Consider the following 17,641-nt stretch of genomic DNA (forward strand, 5'->3'; position numbering starts at 1 on the left):
GGCATGCGCCCCGCGTTCAGTCGAATACCGGCGACTCCACGCCGAGCACCTTGTGCAGGCGCGTGCTGGTCGTCGTGTACTGCAGATGGATTTTCTTCTCGGGAAACACGTGATGCGCCGCGCCGAACGCAGCGAGCGCGGCTTCGTGAAAGCCGGAGAGAATCAGCTTCTTCTTGCCCGGATAAGTATTGATATCGCCGACGGCAAAGATGCCCGGCACGCTCGTCTCGAAGCGCGCCGTATCCACGGGCAACTGCTTGCGCTCGATCTCGAGGCCCCATTGCGCGATCGGCCCGAGTTGCGGCGACAAGCCGTAGAACACGAGCAGGTAGTCGAGATCCAGCGAGCGCGTGACGCCGTCGCCGCCCGTCACCTTGATGCGTTTGAGCTTGCCGCCTTCGTCGTCGAAGCCGGTCAGCTGGCCGACGATGGACTGCATGCGCCATTCCTCGCATAGCGCGTGCATCTTCGCGACGGTTGCCGGCGCGGCGCGATAGCCCTCGCGCCGGTGCAGCAGAATCACGCTCTGCGCGACGTCCACGAGCTGCAGCGCCCAGTCGAGCGCCGAATCCCCGCCGCCACACACCACGACGTCCTTGTCGCGAAAGGGTTCGAGATCGCGCACGCGGTAGAACAGCTGCGTGTCGCGGTAGCGCTCGATGCCGCTCAGCTTGAGCGTGCGCGGCTGAAACGAGCCCACGCCCGCCGCGATGAACACCGTCTTCGCCAGAAACTGCGTGCCCTTGCTCGTCTGCACGAAAAAGCGGCCGTCGGCGCGCGGCTCGACGATCTGCACTTCCTGGCCAAGATGGAACGTCGCGCCAAAGGGCTCGATCTGCTGCATTAGCGCATCGACGAGCTGTTGGCCGGTGCACATCAGCACCGCCGGAATGTCGTAGATCGGCTTGTCGGGGTATAGCTCGGCACACTGGCCGCCCACCACCGGCAGCGAGTCGACCACGTGCGCGTGGATTTCCATCAGGCCCAGTTCGAATACCTGGAAGAGTCCCACCGGCCCGGCGCCGATGATGAGCGCATCGGTTTCGATAAGCTGCGGCGGGATGCGATCGTTGCGATCGTTCATCGGCGAGCTCTCCTTGCAAGAGGCAGGGACAATGATCAAGAGTCCTATTCTTCTGGCTGCACGTCGGCTACGTAGCGACGCAGGCAGGCGAGCAGCGCGGCTTCCTCGGCGCGGCTCGCTGCGTCGCTGGCCGAACCCGCGTCGCGCTCTTCGCCGAACATGGCCGCGGGCGCGGGGATCGTGTCGACCACGCGGCCGTCACGGAACACACGGATTTGATGGGTCGCTTCCATATACTCGGCGATCCAGTGGACGCCCTCGATATGCGTGCCGATGCGGACTGGCATCTTCATGAGATTCCCTCCTGGCCAGCGCACGTCGGTCGATGCGCGCTCGCCGCAATCGCGTTTCTTATGGCGGATAGGGCAACGATACGCCGATGGCGCGCGCTGTGCTTGAACCGGGTCCTGGCGCGCCGACGGCCGGAACAAGAAAGGGCGGCCCGAGCCCGGGCCGCCCTTGCGGCGGATTACCAAATGAAAGCAGGCGCGCGTAAGCCGTTAGCTCGCGCCTCGCGCGTTACTGCACCGTGGCGAGCACGTCGCGCACCGTGCCGAACAGGCGTGCGATTTCCTCTTCGGTCACGATGAGCGGCGGCGAGAACGCCAGGATGTCGCCCGTGAAGCGGATCAGCACGCCCGCCTCGAAGCACTTCACGAAAACCTCGTAAGCGCGCGCGCCAGGTGCGCCGTCGCGCGAGTCCAGTTCGACGCCGGCAACGAGGCCAAGATTGCGCACGTCTTTCACGTGCTTCTCGCCGCGCAGCGCATGCGCGGCGGCCTCGAACTTCGGCGCGAGCGCGTCGGCGCGCTCGAACAGGCCCTCGCGGCGATACAGATCCTGCGTCGCGATCGCGGCGGCGGCGGCGAGCGGGTGCGCCGAATAGGTGTAGCCGTGGAACAGCTCGATTGCGCCCTGCGCGCCGCTATTCACGATCGTGTCGTGAACCGCGCGGCTCGCGGCCACGCCGCCCATCGGCACGGCGGCGTTGTTGATCGCCTTGGCCATGGTGATGATGTCCGGCGTCACGCCGAAATACTCGCTGGCCGTGGCCTTGCCGAGGCGCCCGAAGCCCGTGATGACTTCGTCGAAAATCAGCAGGATGCCGTGCTTCGTGCAAATCTCGCGCAGACGCTGCAGATAGCCTTGCGGCGGAATCAGCACGCCCGTCGAGCCTGCCACGGGTTCGACGATCACGGCGGCGATGGTCGAGGCGTCGTGCAGCGAGACGATGCGCTCGAGGTCTTCCGCGAGATGGGCGCCCCAGGCCGGCTGGCCCTTCGAGAACGCGTTGTGCTCGAGATTGTGCGTGTGCGGCAGATGATCGACGGCGGGCAGCAGCTGGCCCGAGAACGCCTTGCGATTCGGCCCGATGCCGCCCACCGAAATGCCGCCGAAGCCCACGCCGTGATAGCCGCGCTCACGGCCGATCAGCTTGGTGCGCTGGCCTTCGCCGCGTGCGCGATGGTAGGCGAGCGCGATCTTCAGTGCGGTGTCGACCGACTCGGAGCCGGAGTTCGTGAAGAACACACGGTCGAGGCCGGCCGGCATGATTTCGGCGATTTTCTGGGCCGCTTCGAACGCGAGCGGGTGGCCCATCTGGAACGTGGGGGCGAAGTCGAGCGTAGCGGCCTGCTGGGCGATGGCCGCGACGATTTCCTCACGCGCATGGCCCGCGTTCACACACCAGAGGCCCGCGCTGCCGTCCAGCACTTCGCGGCCATCGGTCGTGCGGTAGTACATGCCCTTGGCCGATTCGAGCAGGCGCGGCGCGGCCTTGAACTGGCGATTGGCGGTGAAGGGCATCCAGAACGACGAGAGATCGTCGATGACGGGGCGCGAAGTCATGCGTGCTTCTCCTCAGGTAGGTTTGGCTCAACTGTAGCGCCGAGGCTTGAACGACGGCATAGACAGTCTCTATACTGATCTGCAAACCGTGCTGGACAATTCTCGCCAACTGTATTGGTCGGCACCGGGAATCGTACGGGTTTTCCCTCGCACTATACGCTTGCTTTCCCGATGATCGAACTCGAACTTGAGCGCGGCCGCGGCGTCACGACGACGCTTGTCGAGCAGCTCGTGCAGGGCTTCGCGCGCGCGATCGAAGCGCAAACGCTGCGCGCCGGGGCGCTCCTGCCCTCGGTGCGCCAGCTCGCGCAATCGCACGAACTATCGACCTATACAGTGACCGAGGCGTACAACCGTCTCGTTTCGATGGGCTTCGTCGTCGCGCGGCGCGGCTCGGGCTACCGCGTGGCGCCCCGCAGCGAGTCGGCGCGGGCGAGCGCGGCGGGCTGGCAGCCGCCCACGCTGACGGCGACCTGGCTGCTCTCCGACGTGTTCGCCGATCATTCGGTGCCGATCAAGGCGGGCTGCGGCTGGGTGCCGGGCGAGTGGATCAACGAAAGCGGCCTGCAGCACGCCTTGCGCGCCATGAGCCGGGTGCCGGCCGTGCGTCTTGGCGACTACGGGCACCCGTACGGTTACGCGCCGCTGCGCGAGCGCATCGCGGCGCAGCTCGATCGTCAGGGGCTGCCTGTCGAGGTGTCGAACGTCCTGCTCACGCAGGGCGCGACGCAGGGGCTCGACCTTATCGTGCGTACGCTGCTGCGGCCCGGCGACACGGTGCTCGTAGAAGACCCCGGCTACTGCAATCTGCTGCAGATTCTCAAGCTCGCGGGGCTCACGGTGCATGGCGTGCCGCGTACGCCGGCAGGGCTCGACATCGAGGCGCTCGAGCGCCAGGTGGCGGCGCACCAGCCGAAGGCGATCTTCGTGAACACGACGCTGCAGAATCCCACCGGCGCGACGTATGCGATGTCGAACGCCTTCCGCTTGCTGCAGATCGCCGAGCGCCAGCGCATGTGGGTCGTGGAGGACGATGTGAGCCGCGAGCTTGCGCCGCCAGGCGCGCCGTTGCTTGCGGCGATGGAAGGCTTGCAGCGCGTGCTGTACGTGAGCGGCTTTTCGAAGACGGTCACGCCTTCGCTGCGTTGCGGCTATGTGGTCGCCGAGCGCGATGTGCTGCGCGAACTGGCGCGCGCGAAGATGGCAGTGGGGCTCACCTCGTCGGCGACCATCGAGCGCATGGTCGACAAGGTCTTGCTCGAAGGACGCCACGCGCGCCACGTCGAACTCGTGAACGAACGGCTGAAGGCCGCGCATGCCTGCGTGGAGGAGCGGCTCGATGCGCTGGGCCTCGAGATATTCCACCGGCCGCGCGCGGGGCTGTTCGTGTGGGCGCGCCTTGCCATCGAACCCGAACGGGCCGGCGCGATCGCCACGGCGGCGTTGCGCGACGGCATCTGGCTCGCGCCTGGCTCGTATTTCAGGCCCGACGACGAACCGAGCGCGTGGTTTCGCTTCAACGCGCCATATTCGACGGACGATGCGTTGTGGCGGTTCATCGAGCGCGCGCGCTAAGGCGCGCGCGACGGCGCACGCTTAAAACAGACTCTGCTGCCCCGACATCAACGTATCGAAATCCTCGCGCAGGAAAGGCAGAATCGCGTCCGCAACCGGCTGTAGCTGGCGGCTCACATAGAACGCGTAGTCGAGCGGCGAGCTCAGCGTTTCGAGCGGCTCGGGACCGGCCGTCGTCATCACGTAGCTGATCCAGCCGCCGTTCTGATACTGGAGCGGACGGCCTTTCGCGCGATTGAACTCGTCCGCGACGCGGGCTGCCCGCACGTGCGGCGGCACGTTGCGCTGGTACTCGACGAGCGGCCGCCGCAGGCGCTTGCGGTAGACGAGCTGATCGTCCAACTCGCCGTTGAGCGTGCGCCGCACATAGTCGCGGATGTAATCCACGTAGGGCTCGCGCTGGAAAATGCGCCGGTAAAGTTCGCGCTGGAATTCCTGCGCGAGCGGCGTCCAGTCGGTGCGCACGGTTTCGAGGCCCTTGAACACGACTTCTTCGCCGCCGTTCTTCGCGAGTGTGAGGCCGGCGTAGCGCTTCTTGCTGCCTTCTTCCGCGCCGCGCACCGTGGGCATGAGAAAGCGCGAATAGTGGCGCTCGAACTGCAGTTCCAGAGCGCTTTGGAGACCGAAGCGTTCCTGCAGTTCGGCCTTCCACCAGGCGTTGACGTGCTCGACGAGCTGCTTGCCGGTGCGCGTGGCGTCGGCTTCGCTGTGCGCGTGCTTGAGCCAGACGAAGGTCGAGTCGGTGTCGCCGTAGATCACGTCGTAGCCTTGCGCCTCGATCAGCTGACGGGTTCTGCGCATGATCTCGTGCCCGCGCATCGTGATCGAAGAGGCGAGGCGCGGATCGAAAAAGCGGCAACCGGTCGATCCGAGCACGCCGTAAAACGCGTTCATGATGATCTTGAGCGCCTGCGAAAGCGGGGCATTGTGCTGCCGCTTCGCATGTTCGCGGCCCTCCCACACCTGGCGCACGATTTCGGGCAGACAGTGCTTCTCGCGCGAGAAGCGCGCGCCGAGAAAGCCGGGCACGGACGCTTCGTCGCTGGGATCGTTCAGACCTTCGATCAGCCCGACGGGATCGATCAGGAAGGTGCGGATGATCGAGGGGTAGAGGCTCTTGTAATCGAGCACGAGCACCGAATCGTAGATGCCGGGGCGCGAGTCCATGACGAAGCCGCCGGGGCTGTTTTCGCCCACCACGTCGCCGAGATTCGGCGCGACGTAGCCGAGCCGATGCATTTTCGGCAGATACAGATGCGTGAACGCGGCGACCGAACCGCCGCTGCGATCCACCGGGAGCCCTGTGACGGACGCGCGTTCGAGCAGAAACGCCATCAGCTCGGTTTTCTCGAAGACGCGCGTGACCAACTCGCAGTCCTTGAGGTTGTAGATGGCCAGCGCGGGTTTGTCTTCGTCGAAACGGCGCTGGATCTCGTCCATGCGCTGATACGGATTGTCGATCGACTTGCCCTCGCCGAGCAGCGCCTGCGAGACGTATTCGAGGCTGAACGACGGGAAGCTCCAGGTGGCCGAGCGCAGCGCCTCGATGCCGTCGATGATGAGGCGCCCCGCGGCGCCCGCGAAGAAGTGATTCTCGCGCATGCCGTGTTCGCGCCACTCCATGACTTCGCCGCCGCGCCCAAGACGCAGCGGCACGCCGGTTTGCTGGGCGTGCGCGTGCAACACGCGCAGATCGAACTGCACGAGATTCCAGCCGATGATTGCGTCGGGATCGTGCTGCGCCATCCATGCGTTGAGGCGTTCGAGCATCTGCGCGCGGCTTTCGCAGTATTCGAAGTCGAAGTCGATCGGGCTCGCATCGCCATTTGCGGGGCCGAGCATATAGACCTGGCGCTGTCCGCAGCCTTCGAGCGCGATCGAATAAAGCTCGCCCTGGGCGCTCGTTTCGATGTCGAGCGACACCAGTTTCAACTGCGGGCGATAGCCGTTGGCGGGTTTCATCTCGCCTTCGAGCAGCACGCCGCTTTCTTGCGGGCTGCCCGCATCGCCGCGAAACAGCACGGGCGCCGTGATGAAGCGCTCCATCATGTAGCGCTCCGGCGGCTGGATATCGGCTTCGTAGACGTCGACGCCCGCTTTGGCGAGGCGCTTTGCGTGCCCGGCCAGGGCGCGATATTGCGGGGAATAGAGCCCCAGCACCGGGCGGCGCTGGAAGTCGCACAAATTGAGCGGGCGTAGCTCGGCGCGTGCGTCGCCCTTCAGCGCGGCGCGGGCCGCGGCTTCCTGGGCGGCCGGCACGAACGCGACAGAGGGCTGGGGGCGCAGGCGCAGCTGGCGCGGCCCCGCGTCGGTCGCGAGCCAGAAGTCGACCTCGGTGTGTTCGCCCGTATCGCGCCAATGGCGGGTGAGAATAAAACCCGCTTCAAACTCAGACAAAGTGTGACTCCGCCGCCCATGTTTCCCGCTTGCGATTGTAGCGTTTGAACGGGTGAAGGGCGGCGGGTCGTCTTAATGTTGAAGCAAATGCGCAAACATCGGATACAGCGAGACGAGCAGCGAAAGTGCCATGAAGACATTGAAGGCGCGCAGTCGTCGCGGATTCGACAGAAAACGCCGCATGCTGGTGCCGAACGCGGCCCAGATGCAGATGCAGGGCAGACCAATCACATAGAACAGGAAGGCCATCGCCATCGTGTTGGTGCCGAAGTTCGTGGAAAGGCGGATCGTGGTGGCGGCCGTGAGCACCATCATCCACGCCTTGGGATTCACCCACTGGAACGCGATGGCTTCGTGAAAGCGCATGGGACGGTGTTCGCCGCTCTTCACCTTGATGTCGCCCGAGGTGCCGATTTTCCACGCCAGATACAGCAGGTACGCAATGCTCGCGACCTCCAGCACGGTATAGAGCGACGGGATGTGCCTGAACACCTGACCAAGCCCGAAGCCCACCGAGAGCATGAGCACGACCACGCCCGCGCTGATGCCGAGAATGTGCGGCAGCGTGCGACGAAAACCGAAGTTGACGCCGGAAGCGAGCAACATGGTGTTATTGGGGCCGGGCGTGATGGTCGTGACCACGACGAAAAGCATGCCGGCGGGCAGCGCACTGAGCATTTCGGGCAGCATGATGCGAGGGGCTCCGGAAAGAGAAGACAGATTCGACGGAACCCAGTTTATCGACAGTTCGCGGTACAGTACCGGTACAGTTGTGGAGACGCTCAACGGTACGGATTGGGGGCATGAAGGGCTGAGTGGCGGCTACGGAACCGGCGCGCAGGGCATCAGCGGCGCGCGTCACCGCTCCGGACTGAACGGCGCTCGAATCCTATTGACGAATGACCTGAATGCGTCCCGCCTTGACTGCCGCTTTCAAAACCGCCCAGTCCCGCTCATTTTGTTCTGCGTAGGCGAGCGAGAATCGCACGATGGCTTCGTCGAATACCGCTGACTTGCCCGCATATCCGCTGAGCAACGCGGGATCGCCTGCCTTTGCCATCGAATGGGCCAACGCGTGGGCGCAGGAAACCGCATACTCGCCGAGATCTTCGACGTCGAAGGTCGTGAAGTCGAAGGCGCCCTTCATGTCGCGCAATTGCCTCACGTAGAAGTCGTTGCCGGTGTGGCGCATCTTCGACCATCCGAGGAAGATGTCACTGGCGGACTGCAGCAGACGCTGCCCGTTGACCACACGTTGACCATGGTTGGGGTAGCGGCTCGGCGGCAGATAGCCCTCCAGCACGGAAGCGCGCGCCTCCTTGAGTTGAAGGAAAAGCGGGCAATCGCCGTCGGCCATGAAAAGCGCCTCATAGCAACGCGTTCCGACCGAGCCGATGCCCACCACACGAATGGCGACATCCACCAGTTCATATCGGTCGAAGAGTGCGCGCCTGTCGTCGGGAAGCGTCAGCCGGTAGTCGGCGAAGAAGCGCCGTACCATCGCGTTGTACTGCTTGCTGTCACTCGCGCTCTCCAGCGGTACGTGATACACGAGGGGCGGGACATCCTTGATCCGCAGCTTGCCGTTGATCACCTCGGTTGCATGAGTCAGCACGGTACGCGACGACTGTTGTCTTGCCTTTTCGATGACGGCCAGTTCCTTGTTCCTTTCTTCGACGGAATCGGCAATGGCCAGCATGCTCGCCGCCTTGAACTGGCAGTACCAGACGTCGAGCGTGTCCATGCGGCTGAAGTCGGCGAGCCGTTGGCGGAAGGTTGCGCACAACCGGCGCACGATGCGTTGCTGGTCACGCAAGGTAAATCCGCGCTCGCGCGCAGCGATCACGAACGATGTCGCGAGTCTGCGTACGTCCCAGTCGAATGGTCCAGGCAGCGTCTCGTCGAAGTCGTTGGGGCCGAACAGAACGCGCCGCTCGGGGCTCGCGAACAGACCGAAGTTGGCCAGGTGCGCATCGCCACCCAGTTGCACGATCACGTTGGAATGCGGCAGCGTCGACAGATCGTGCGCCATGAGCGGCGCCGCACCGCGATAGAACGCGAACGGACTCGCGACCATCCGTCCATAACGGATGGGTATCAGTTCGACTACCCGCCCCACATTGGAAGCGTCGAGGAGTGCGATGGGATCGCGATCTGCAATCCGGCATTCGGCGAGCTTCTCGCGCGGCACTTCCTTGCGAGCCGTCTTGCCCCGTCTGACGCGATCGGCCAGCGAGCCACGCCCCGCAAAGAGTGTGGACGGGTCTTCCTGCACCGTCGGCGTAGCCGGGTCAGCGAGGACTGCGCCGGGGGCGGCGCGCTTTGTGTTAGCGGGATCGGGCACGCAGCACTCCTTTTTTCGATTCAAGGCCGGATCGGACCTGTGTCATTTCAGGTCGCTTCATTGCGGCTTGGCGTCTTGAGAAGTTGAGGACGTAGACGGCGAAATGTCACGTAGCGCCTCGATTGCGGCATCGACGGTTGCAAAGACCTCGCGATGTACGCCACTCACACGCAGTGCCTTGTACCGCTCGATTTCGTGTCGGACGCCCGAGGGGAGGGCGACCGCGGCTATGCCCACACCGTGCTTGTCGAGTTCGCCGCCTAGCTGGATCAAGGTCTTGCCTGCCGTGTAGTCGATGTTGCTGATCTCCGATGCGTCGATCACCACCCAGCGCAGCCCCGGACTCGCTTCGTTGACAAGCTTGAGCACCTCTTCCGTGAATCGGCCGGTGTTCGCATAGAACAGGTCTGCTTCGAAACGGTAGACGACGATCCCAGGTGCGGCGAGCAGATCGGGCTCGACATGTCGCGCGATCCAGCTGTCGCCGGGGCCTCGCGTCAGCACCCGGGTCCGCAGGCGGTAGCTGTGGCGTGCATGCGCGATCAGGGAAAGCACGACGGCAGCAAGAATGCCGTGCATCACGTCGACGAACACGACGACGCCCGCAGTCAGCAACGCCACGACGAGCTCGTCCTTCTGCATGCGATACAGTTCGATCATGCCTTTCACGTCGATCAGCTTTACGCCGATCAAGAAGACGATGGCCGACAACACGGCGGCAGGGAGCAGACTCAGCGGTCTCGTGAGAAATAGCAGCACCAGCAGCACGATGGCGGCAGTCGTGAGATGGGCGACCTGGGTGCGTCCGCCCGCGTCGTCGAGCATCTCGGTCTTGGTCGGGCTGCCGTTCACGACGAATGTTCCCGTGAAAGCCGCCGCCGCGTTGGCGGCCGCGAGCCCGATGATATCGGCGTTGTCGTCGCCCCTTTCGTTATAGCGATTGGCGTACGCGCGTGCCGTTGCTGCGCTCTGGGCAATGATGACGATGAAGCATGAGGCGGCGGTGATCAGTACCTGGTTGATCTCGCCCATATGCAACGGTGGGAGGAACAATGACGGGAGTCCCCCCGGTACTTCGCCCGTCACTGCGATGCCATGTCCGGCAAAATTGAACACGCCGCTTGCCACGATGGAGCCGATCACGGCGATCAGCGCACCCGGTGCGCGCGGCACGAAGCGCTTGCAGCCGATGATCACCACGAGCACGGCGATCGAGAGCATCGTGGTCGGAAGATTGGCCTGGGCCACGCGTTGCAACGCGGACGCGATCTGCATCAACGGCCCATGCCCTTGCCTGGCGAGTCCGATCAGGCCGGCAAGCTCGCCTCCTGCGACCTGGATGCCGACGCCGGTCAGGAAGCCGATCAACGCGCTGCGGGAAAGAAAGTCGGCCAGAAAACCCAGACGAAAAGCACGCGCGATCACCAGCATTGCGGCGACCGTCAAGGCGACTGTACTCGTGAGCGCGACATAGTCCTTGCTGCCGAGTGCGGCGACGGCCGTCAAGGTACCCGCGAGAATGGCGGCAGTGGCCGAGTCGGCGGCGACGACCAGTTGTCGCGACGCACCAAAGAGCGCGAACGCCACGAGCGGCAGCAGGATCGTATAGAGGCCCGTCACGGTGGGGGTGCCGGCAATTTTCGTGTATCCCATCACTTCGGGAATGCCGAGCGCCGCCAGCGTGATCCCGGCGATGATGTCGTGCGGCAGTTGCGCGGCATTGAAGGGCAGCAGTCCCTGCAGGAAAGGCAGATGAGGGAGGCGGTGCGGTGCAGGAGCGGTGGGCTTCATTGTGCGGCCTCCGCTGCAGTCGTAATCCGGGTGACCAGTGCTTTGGCGATGATGTCGTCGGCGATGACGACGTTGGTCGCGCCAGCGTTCTCCAGCAGCCCTTTTCGCAAGGGGTTTTCGCCCGGTACGGCAATGGCGAGCGACGGGTTGAGCGTATGGGCCAGCAGGGTGATTGCCAGATTGTTATTGCTGTCGGGTGTCGTGACGAACATGGCTTTCGCGCTGTCGAGTCGCGCACGCTTGAGCACTTCGTCGAAGGCGTCCGGCGAGCCGAGTACGACCAGATGCCCGCAATCCGTTGCCCGGTTGGCCTGATCCTGATCGCCCACGAGTACGAGCACGGTGCTTCCCTCCTCATGCAGGTAGTCTGCAACCCGCTCTCCGAGAGAATGGAATCCAACCACCACAACATGATTGGCGAGTTGCTCGAGCTTGCGTTCCATGATTCTGTTCTCCCGATAAGCCATCACGTCATCGCCCGAAAGCATGCCTGTGAGTCTCGAAACTGCGAACCCGCCGATCAGCAGTGTCGCGACCATGGCCATAAGCATGAAGCCCTTTTGAGGCGGACTGAATTCGCTGAAGGCGCCGAGTGTCGTAATGAGATTGACTCCGTTCCAAAGAGCCGTAAACAGTTTGTCGGGGAAAGCGTTGCTGGACTGATCGAGGGCGACCAGCCCGATGGTGGCGCCGCCCAGCAGCATGACGAGAAGGCCGATGGTGTGATGCGCGCGACGGCGCCATTCTCGAATACGGATGACCCCGAGACGAGGTTCATCGACACGGAAGATCCACATGGTTACCTCGGATTGTTGGTCTGATCGAGACAACAGCGAACCTGATGCCAAGGGATACGCTCTCCCTTTTTGTGCCCGTAGTCAATAGTAAATAATCAGGAGCCCAATATATTGAACGGCTGAGCGACGACGCAATGCGGCAACGTGTTTCAGACGATAAAACAGATCGGAGGAAAGAGAAAACTTTATAGCCGCTAACGCATCTCGTGGTAGTTAGCCGATCAAGAACCAGGCGACGCGTCGCAATCGCGATCGAACCCGGCTTGTCATTGCCGTCGACGCATTGTGCTGGATCTCGACCAGCGCACCTGTCTATACCTGAGGCATCAGTCGCTCCGCTTGCGCGACGAAAATGAGGGCGCAATCGGCGTATTGCCGTTTCCAGAACTGCACCGGGCGTGGATTTGTTCAGCACCGGTAAGAGACATAAGCCGAAGCAGTTGGATAAAAAATGCGCGCCACATTGAATCGCTGAACCATTTTCGAACGAATGGCACGTTGAATACATCTGCGCGGATCGTATTCCATAATGTTCGTCAGGTATTCGGAGGATGGATGGTAAAAGACAATGCTCCGCGTACGTATTGGCTGAATGTTCGCTAATGACTATGCGTGGAATCGTTAGCAAACAGGCCGAATGAATGAGCGAATCCGCAATGCGCCGCATTAGGGGAAATGTCATGCGTTTTCTCGCTGCAACACTTCTTGGCTCTGTAGTCGCCTCGTTCGCGCTTTCCGGTTGCGAGGCGCCAACTTCGGGCTCTGTCTTCTCGCCGGCCCAGGCGCAGCAGGTGATGGTGGTCGAACTCGGTACGGTCGAATCCGTGCGGCCCGTCACGATCCAGCCTGGTCCAACGGGCATTGGCGCAATAACCGGCGGCGCGCTTGGCGGCATCGCGGCTGGCAGCAACATCGGGCGCGGCACGGGTGCCGTAGCGGCGGGCATCGGCGGCGCCGTGCTGGGCGGCGCGGCGGGCAATGCCGTCGAGCAGCGCGTCACGCAGCGGCAAGCCCTTGAAATCGTCGTGCGTCTGGATTCGGGGCAACTGATGTCGATTGTCCAGGATGCGGATCAGCAGTTCGTTCCGGGTGACCGCGTGCGTGTGCTGCTCGGCAACAACTCGGTGCGCGTGACGCGATGAAGTGAACGCAGGTGTCGTTGACCTCTCGATAAAACGAAGTGTCGAACCGAGGAAACCGATGGCCGATACCGGGCAGAAAATGAGTCGCGTGCAGTTGACCGCGATGGTAGTCGGCGGCGTGGTGGGCGCGGCCATCGTCGTGGCGTCGGCTGACATCTCGCTGTTTCATTTCCTCGTTCTTCGCGGCGTGAAGCAGGCCGCGTTCATCAACACCATCGTGACGTTCGCCAACGTCATTCCGATCGTGGTGTTCATCGTCAGTCTGGAACGTCGCCCGGTGTCGTCGAGTTCTAGCGCTTGAATCGTCATTGTTTTCGGATGAATACACCGGCACGCCCGGCGGGGCCGCAACAGGGCGCGAAGCCATTTCACGGTGGACACGGGCAACCTGTCCAGGGATCCAGAGGAATACGCCAGTGTTTGCGAATCATGCTGCAGGTCGAATGGTGTCGCGGCCTTTGGCCGTGACGCTGTGTGCGCTGTGCCTAACGGCGGCGGGCGGACTCCTGGCGGGCTGCCGTAAGGGCGAAGAGGCGCAGGTGACGGAAGTGCGCCCGGTACGCGTCGTCAGGATAGAAAAGCAGGAGGCCGGAGCGACCATCGCCTTGACCGGAAGATTGCAGGCGCAGGCCGAGATCAATCAATCGTTCCGTATCGACGGAAGAATGACGTCCCGCAACGTCGATGTCGGGGACCGTGTCAAGGCGGGCCAGGTACTGGCGCGGCTTGACCGGATGAACGAGGAAAGCAGCCTGCAGTCCGCTCGGGCACAGTTGGCCGCCGCGCAGGCACAAGCCCTGGAAGCGCGCACGATGTTCACCCGCATGCGCGATCTGCTTGCGGAGCATGCCGTGTCGCGTGCTTCGTTCGAGCAGTCGGAAGCGATGGCAAAGATCACCCAGTCGCAAGTCGATTCGGCGCAGTCGTTGGTCAACATCGCGCAGAACCGGCTGAGTTATACCGACCTCGTTTCCGACGTAGCCGGCGTGGTGACGGCGCGCGGAGCGGAGCCGGGCGAGGTGGTTCCGGCTGGCCGCATGATCGTGCAGATCGCTCGCGAGGGCGCGGTGGATGCCGTATTCGATGTGCCCGCCGCGATCAAGGACGTCGCGCCGGCCAGTCCCGACATCGTCATCGCGCTTGCCAGCAACCCCGAGGTCGCCGCCGTTGGTAAGGTGCGCGAAGTATCGCCCCGCGCCGATCCGGTGACCGGAACCTTTGCGGTCCGGGTTCAAGTCCTCAATCCGCCGGCAGCCATGCGCCTTGGCAGTACGGTCATTGGCCACATGACGCTCCCGCGCGCGGCGGCCATCGAAATTCCTTCGAGCGCCCTGATCCAGCCAGGAGGGAAGCCGGCGGTCTGGGTGGTCGATACGAAGACAGGGACGGTTTCGGCGCGTGAGGTCGAGCTTCAGGCATATGGCGAGGACCGCGTTGAGGTGTCGCAAGGTCTCAACACGGGCGACGTGGTCGTGACTGCCGGCGTGCAGGCATTGCGGCCGGGACAGAAAATTAACTGGACCGAGGCAGCCAGGTGATTGGCCCGAATCTATCCGAGTGGGCGCTTTCGAAGCGCCCACTGGTCGTGTTCCTCATGATCGCTGCGCTGGTCGCGGGAACCCTGTCATTCTTGCGGTTGGGGCGCGCCGAAGATCCGGTCTTTACATTCCGCACCATGGTGGTGGCCGCTGCGTGGCCGGGGGCCACTGTCGACGACACGCTCTCGCAGGTGACCGAGCGGCTCGAACGCACGTTGCAGGAGACCCGTCACCTGGATCGCATACGCAGCTATACGACAGCGGGTCAGACGACAATCTTCGTCGATCTTCTGCAGTCCACGCCACCCTCCGAAGTCCAGGACGTCTGGTATCAGGTTCGCAAAAACGTGGACGATATGCGACAAACGCTCCCGGCGGGAACGCTCGGGCCGTTCTTCAACGACGACTTCGGCGACACCTACGGCATCATCTACGGCTTCACCGCCGACGGCTACAACATGCGCGAGTTGCGCGATCGCGTCGAGGCGATTCGCTCGCGCCTGCTGCTGGTGCCGGACGTGTCGAAGATCGAGGTCCTGGGCGCTCAGGACGAACAGATCTACATCGAATTCTCGACCACCCGTCTGGCGGGCTTGCGTCTGGACTACCCGACCATCGTCGCCGCATTGAGAGCGCAAAATCTCATCAGGCCGACCGGCGTCCTGCAAACCGGGCAGGAGCGGGTGTTCTTCAGGGTGACGGGCGCCTTCGATTCCGAACGCGACATCGAGAATGTCAACCTCGTGCTGGGAGGGCGCATCGTTCGCCTCGGCGACATCGCCACCGTGAGACGCGGTTTCGCCGACCCTCCACAGCCAATGTTCCGCGTCAACGGCAGGCCGGCCATCGGCCTCGCGATCGCCATGCGCGATTCGGGCGACATACTGGCGCTCGGTCGCAACCTGAAGGCCGAGATGGCCGACGCCACCGCGAACCTGCCCGCTGGCATCGAGCCGTTCCTGGTCGCCAATCAGTCAGATACCGTCGACGTGGCGATCAACGACTTCATGGCGTCGCTCTGGCAGGCGATCATCATCATCCTGGTGTGCAGCTTCGTGAGTCTGGGCATACGGCCGGGGACGGTAGTGGCATTGTCTATCCCGCTGACGCTGGCGATTGTCTTCGGGATCATGGACGTCGTGCACATCGACCTGCACCGGGTCTCGCTGGGCGCGCTGATCATCGCGCTGACCCTGCTGGTCGACGACGCCATGACCACCGTCGACGCCATGATCAACCGCCTCGCCGCCGGTGACAGCAAGGATCAGGCGGCGACGTTCGCGTACCGTACGCTGGCCGCGCCAATGCTGATCGGCACGCTCGTGTCGATTTCCAGTTTCGTGCCGATTGGCTTCGCAAAGAGTTCGGCCGGCGAATATACGTTTTCTATTTTTGCGGTAGTCGCCATCGCGCTGCTCGCGTCGTGGTTCGGTGCGGTGATTTTCTCGCCGCTCGTCGGTGTGGCAATCCTGGAAGCGCCCAAGGCCGAAAAAGAGCCGCGCAAGCCCGGCAAGATGCTCATGGCCTATGACCGCTTCCTGCGCGGCGCGCTGCGGCTCAGGTGGTTGACGATTGCCGTCACGCTTGCGGCGTTCGTGGTGTCGATCTTCCTCGTCCGGTTCGTACCGCGGCAGTTCTTTCCCGCCTCGGACCGGCCGGAGTTGACGGTGGATCTGACCTTGCGCCAGAACGCGTCCATCCACGCGACCGCGGACCAGGTCGCGCGACTCGAAGCCATTCTGAAAAGCGATCCCGATGTCGATCACTTCAGCAGCTATGTGGGCCGCGGCGCAGTGCGCTTTATTCTTACCCTCAATGTTCAGTTGCCCAATCCGTTTTTCGCACAGGTCATCGTGGTCGCGAAAAGTCTCGAGGCGCGCGACCGGCTGCAATTGAAACTGGAGAAGACGCTGAGCGAGCAGTTCCCCGGTATCGTCGCCCGCGTGTCGCCGCTGGAACTGGGACCGCCGGTGGGGTGGCCGCTGCAGTATCGCGTCTCGGGGCCCGACCCGGCGCAGGTGCGCAGGGCCGCACTCGATCTGGCCGGTATCGTGGGTTCCGACGAGCGAACACGCCACATCAATTTCGACTGGATGGAGCCGGCCCGGCAGATCCGCATCCACATCAACCAGGATGAAGCGCGTCAGCTCGGCGTGAGTTCCGCCGCGCTGGCCGCCATCATGAACACCGTCATTACCGGCACGCCACTCACACAGATACGCGACGACATCTACCTCGTCAACGTCGTGGCGCGCGCGCAGGAAGAGCAGCCGCTGACGGTGCAGTCACTGAGTACGCTGCAGGTGCCCACGCCGAGCGGGCGCATGGTTCCACTCAGTCAGTTCGCGACGTTCACGGAGGAACAGGAGTCGCCGCTGATATGGCGGCGAAACCGTGTGCCGACGCTCACGGTGCGCGCCGACGTGATGCATGGCGAGCTGCCCGACGAAGTCGTCGCAACGCTCGCGCCGAAAATCGATGCGTTCAACGCGAAGCTGCCCAAGGGTTACCACGTCGCGACTGGCGGCATCTTCGAGGAAAGCGCGACTTCGCAAGCCTCGGTATTTGCCGTGGTCCCGGTGATGATCGTGCTGATGCTGACGAGCATGATGCTGCTGCTGGTGAGCTTCAGGCGCCTGGCCATGGTGGTCTCGGTGATGCCATTGGGCCTGATCGGCGTGGTGCTCGCACTGCTGGTGTTCAACCGGCCGCTTGGTTTCGTCGCCATTCTGGGCATTCTTGCGTTGATCGGCATGATCGCCAAGAACGGCCTGATCCTGATCGTGCAGATCGAGACTTTTCGACACGAGGGCATGGGCGTACTCGAGGCCGTTGTCGCTTCGGGCACATCGCGCATCCGGCCAATGATGTTGACCTCGATCTCGACCGTGCTTGGCCTGATCCCGATCGCGCCTACGGTGTTCTGGGGCGCCATGGCCTTCGCGATCATGGGCGGCTTGCTGGTGGCGACGCTGCTGACCCTGGTGTTCCTGCCGGCCCTGTACATGGTGGTGTTTGGCAAGGAAGACCGGCCGCCGTCGCAGTCGTCGGGGATGGCGAGCGGGGCGACGTGAGCCGCCGGGGCCTGACGCCATCCGGCAGACGCCCGCCGTTTTCGCGCTCGC

At 63.5% G+C, this 17,641-nt stretch carries 13 protein-coding genes; 5 read left to right on the forward strand and 8 right to left on the reverse strand.

The genetic code is table 11. The features are described 5' to 3' along the window. Window positions 1-16 precede the first annotated feature (16 nt). The 3 genes from AB4Y36_RS28695 to AB4Y36_RS28705 form a co-directional block, all read right to left on the reverse strand. Window positions 17-1,084 carry an NAD(P)/FAD-dependent oxidoreductase gene (locus AB4Y36_RS28695; protein ID WP_368684781.1) on the reverse strand — a complete coding sequence of 356 codons (1,068 nt, stop codon included), beginning with the start codon at window positions 1,082-1,084 and terminating at the stop codon, window positions 17-19. Window positions 1,085-1,128: 44 nt separating this feature from the next. Continuing rightward, the gene (locus AB4Y36_RS28700; RefSeq protein WP_069267122.1) at window positions 1,129-1,377 is read right to left on the reverse strand and encodes a hypothetical protein; all 249 of its coding nucleotides are present in this window, start codon (window positions 1,375-1,377) and stop codon (window positions 1,129-1,131) included. Window positions 1,378-1,603: 226 nt separating this feature from the next. After that, the gene (locus tag AB4Y36_RS28705; protein ID WP_368684782.1) at window positions 1,604-2,932 is read right to left on the reverse strand and encodes an aspartate aminotransferase family protein; all 1,329 of its coding nucleotides are present in this window, start codon (window positions 2,930-2,932) and stop codon (window positions 1,604-1,606) included. Window positions 2,933-3,103: 171 nt separating this feature from the next. Here AB4Y36_RS28705 and AB4Y36_RS28710 point away from each other — a divergent pair, with 171 nt between their 5' ends. After that, window positions 3,104-4,507, forward strand: coding sequence for a PLP-dependent aminotransferase family protein (locus AB4Y36_RS28710; RefSeq protein WP_368684783.1), 1,404 nt, complete (start codon window positions 3,104-3,106; stop codon window positions 4,505-4,507). A 21-nt stretch (window positions 4,508-4,528) separates the two neighbouring features. On the opposite strand, the gene AB4Y36_RS28715 is transcribed toward AB4Y36_RS28710, so the two are convergent. The 5 genes from AB4Y36_RS28715 to AB4Y36_RS28735 all read right to left on the reverse strand — a co-directional run bounded on the left by AB4Y36_RS28715 (window position 4,529) and on the right by AB4Y36_RS28735 (window position 11,836). Then, on the reverse strand, window positions 4,529-6,904 hold the full coding sequence (locus AB4Y36_RS28715) for a DNA polymerase II (protein ID WP_368684784.1): 2,376 nt from the start codon (window positions 6,902-6,904) through the stop codon (window positions 4,529-4,531). A 72-nt stretch (window positions 6,905-6,976) separates the two neighbouring features. After that, window positions 6,977-7,594 (reverse strand): LysE family translocator, encoded by a 618-nt coding sequence (locus tag AB4Y36_RS28720; protein WP_368619044.1) that lies wholly within the window; start codon window positions 7,592-7,594, stop codon window positions 6,977-6,979. A gap of 199 nt (window positions 7,595-7,793) precedes the next feature. Then, the gene (locus AB4Y36_RS28725; protein ID WP_083245467.1) at window positions 7,794-9,248 is read right to left on the reverse strand and encodes a DUF2252 domain-containing protein; all 1,455 of its coding nucleotides are present in this window, start codon (window positions 9,246-9,248) and stop codon (window positions 7,794-7,796) included. A gap of 57 nt (window positions 9,249-9,305) precedes the next feature. Next, on the reverse strand, window positions 9,306-11,039 hold the full coding sequence (locus AB4Y36_RS28730) for a SulP family inorganic anion transporter (RefSeq protein WP_368684785.1): 1,734 nt from the start codon (window positions 11,037-11,039) through the stop codon (window positions 9,306-9,308). Beyond that, window positions 11,036-11,836 (reverse strand): TrkA family potassium uptake protein, encoded by an 801-nt coding sequence (locus AB4Y36_RS28735; RefSeq protein ID WP_368684786.1) that lies wholly within the window; start codon window positions 11,834-11,836, stop codon window positions 11,036-11,038. Before AB4Y36_RS28735 ends, AB4Y36_RS28730 begins: the two co-directional genes overlap by 4 nt. A 680-nt stretch (window positions 11,837-12,516) precedes the next feature. Between AB4Y36_RS28735 and AB4Y36_RS28740 the strand changes: the two genes are divergently transcribed. The 4 genes from AB4Y36_RS28740 (at window position 12,517) to AB4Y36_RS28755 (ending at window position 17,590) form a co-directional block, all read left to right on the forward strand. Next, a complete protein-coding gene (locus AB4Y36_RS28740; RefSeq protein ID WP_069267116.1) occupies window positions 12,517-12,978 on the forward strand; it encodes a hypothetical protein in 462 nt (153 codons plus the stop codon). A 58-nt stretch (window positions 12,979-13,036) separates the two neighbouring features. Next, the gene (locus AB4Y36_RS28745; protein WP_342946265.1) at window positions 13,037-13,279 is read left to right on the forward strand and encodes a hypothetical protein; all 243 of its coding nucleotides are present in this window, start codon (window positions 13,037-13,039) and stop codon (window positions 13,277-13,279) included. 115 nt (window positions 13,280-13,394) lie between these two features. Further along, window positions 13,395-14,516, forward strand: coding sequence for an efflux RND transporter periplasmic adaptor subunit (locus AB4Y36_RS28750; RefSeq protein WP_368684787.1), 1,122 nt, complete (start codon window positions 13,395-13,397; stop codon window positions 14,514-14,516). Further along, window positions 14,513-17,590, forward strand: coding sequence for an efflux RND transporter permease subunit (locus AB4Y36_RS28755; protein WP_368684788.1), 3,078 nt, complete (start codon window positions 14,513-14,515; stop codon window positions 17,588-17,590). Before AB4Y36_RS28750 ends, AB4Y36_RS28755 begins: the two co-directional genes overlap by 4 nt. Window positions 17,591-17,641: the final 51 nt, after the last annotated feature.

The organism is Paraburkholderia sp. BR10936 (assembly GCF_040965735.1).
GTDB lineage: Bacteria > Pseudomonadota > Gammaproteobacteria > Burkholderiales > Burkholderiaceae > Paraburkholderia > Paraburkholderia nodosa_A.

Excerpts from the sequence above, each read along its gene's own strand:
- AB4Y36_RS28695 (WP_368684781.1), bottom strand. The coding sequence starts at position 1,084 with ATGAACGATCGCAACGATCGCATCCCGCCGCAGCTTATCGAAACCGAT.
- AB4Y36_RS28700 (WP_069267122.1), bottom strand. The coding sequence starts at position 1,377 with ATGAAGATGCCAGTCCGCATCGGCACGCATATCGAGGGCGTCCACTGG.
- AB4Y36_RS28705 (WP_368684782.1), bottom strand. The coding sequence starts at position 2,932 with ATGACTTCGCGCCCCGTCATCGACGATCTCTCGTCGTTCTGGATGCCC.
- AB4Y36_RS28710 (WP_368684783.1), top strand. The coding sequence starts at position 3,104 with ATGATCGAACTCGAACTTGAGCGCGGCCGCGGCGTCACGACGACGCTT.
- AB4Y36_RS28720 (WP_368619044.1), bottom strand. The coding sequence starts at position 7,594 with ATGCTGCCCGAAATGCTCAGTGCGCTGCCCGCCGGCATGCTTTTCGTC.
- AB4Y36_RS28730 (WP_368684785.1), bottom strand. The coding sequence starts at position 11,039 with ATGAAGCCCACCGCTCCTGCACCGCACCGCCTCCCTCATCTGCCTTTC.
- AB4Y36_RS28735 (WP_368684786.1), bottom strand. The coding sequence starts at position 11,836 with ATGTGGATCTTCCGTGTCGATGAACCTCGTCTCGGGGTCATCCGTATT.
- AB4Y36_RS28740 (WP_069267116.1), top strand. The coding sequence starts at position 12,517 with ATGCGTTTTCTCGCTGCAACACTTCTTGGCTCTGTAGTCGCCTCGTTC.
- AB4Y36_RS28745 (WP_342946265.1), top strand. The coding sequence starts at position 13,037 with ATGGCCGATACCGGGCAGAAAATGAGTCGCGTGCAGTTGACCGCGATG.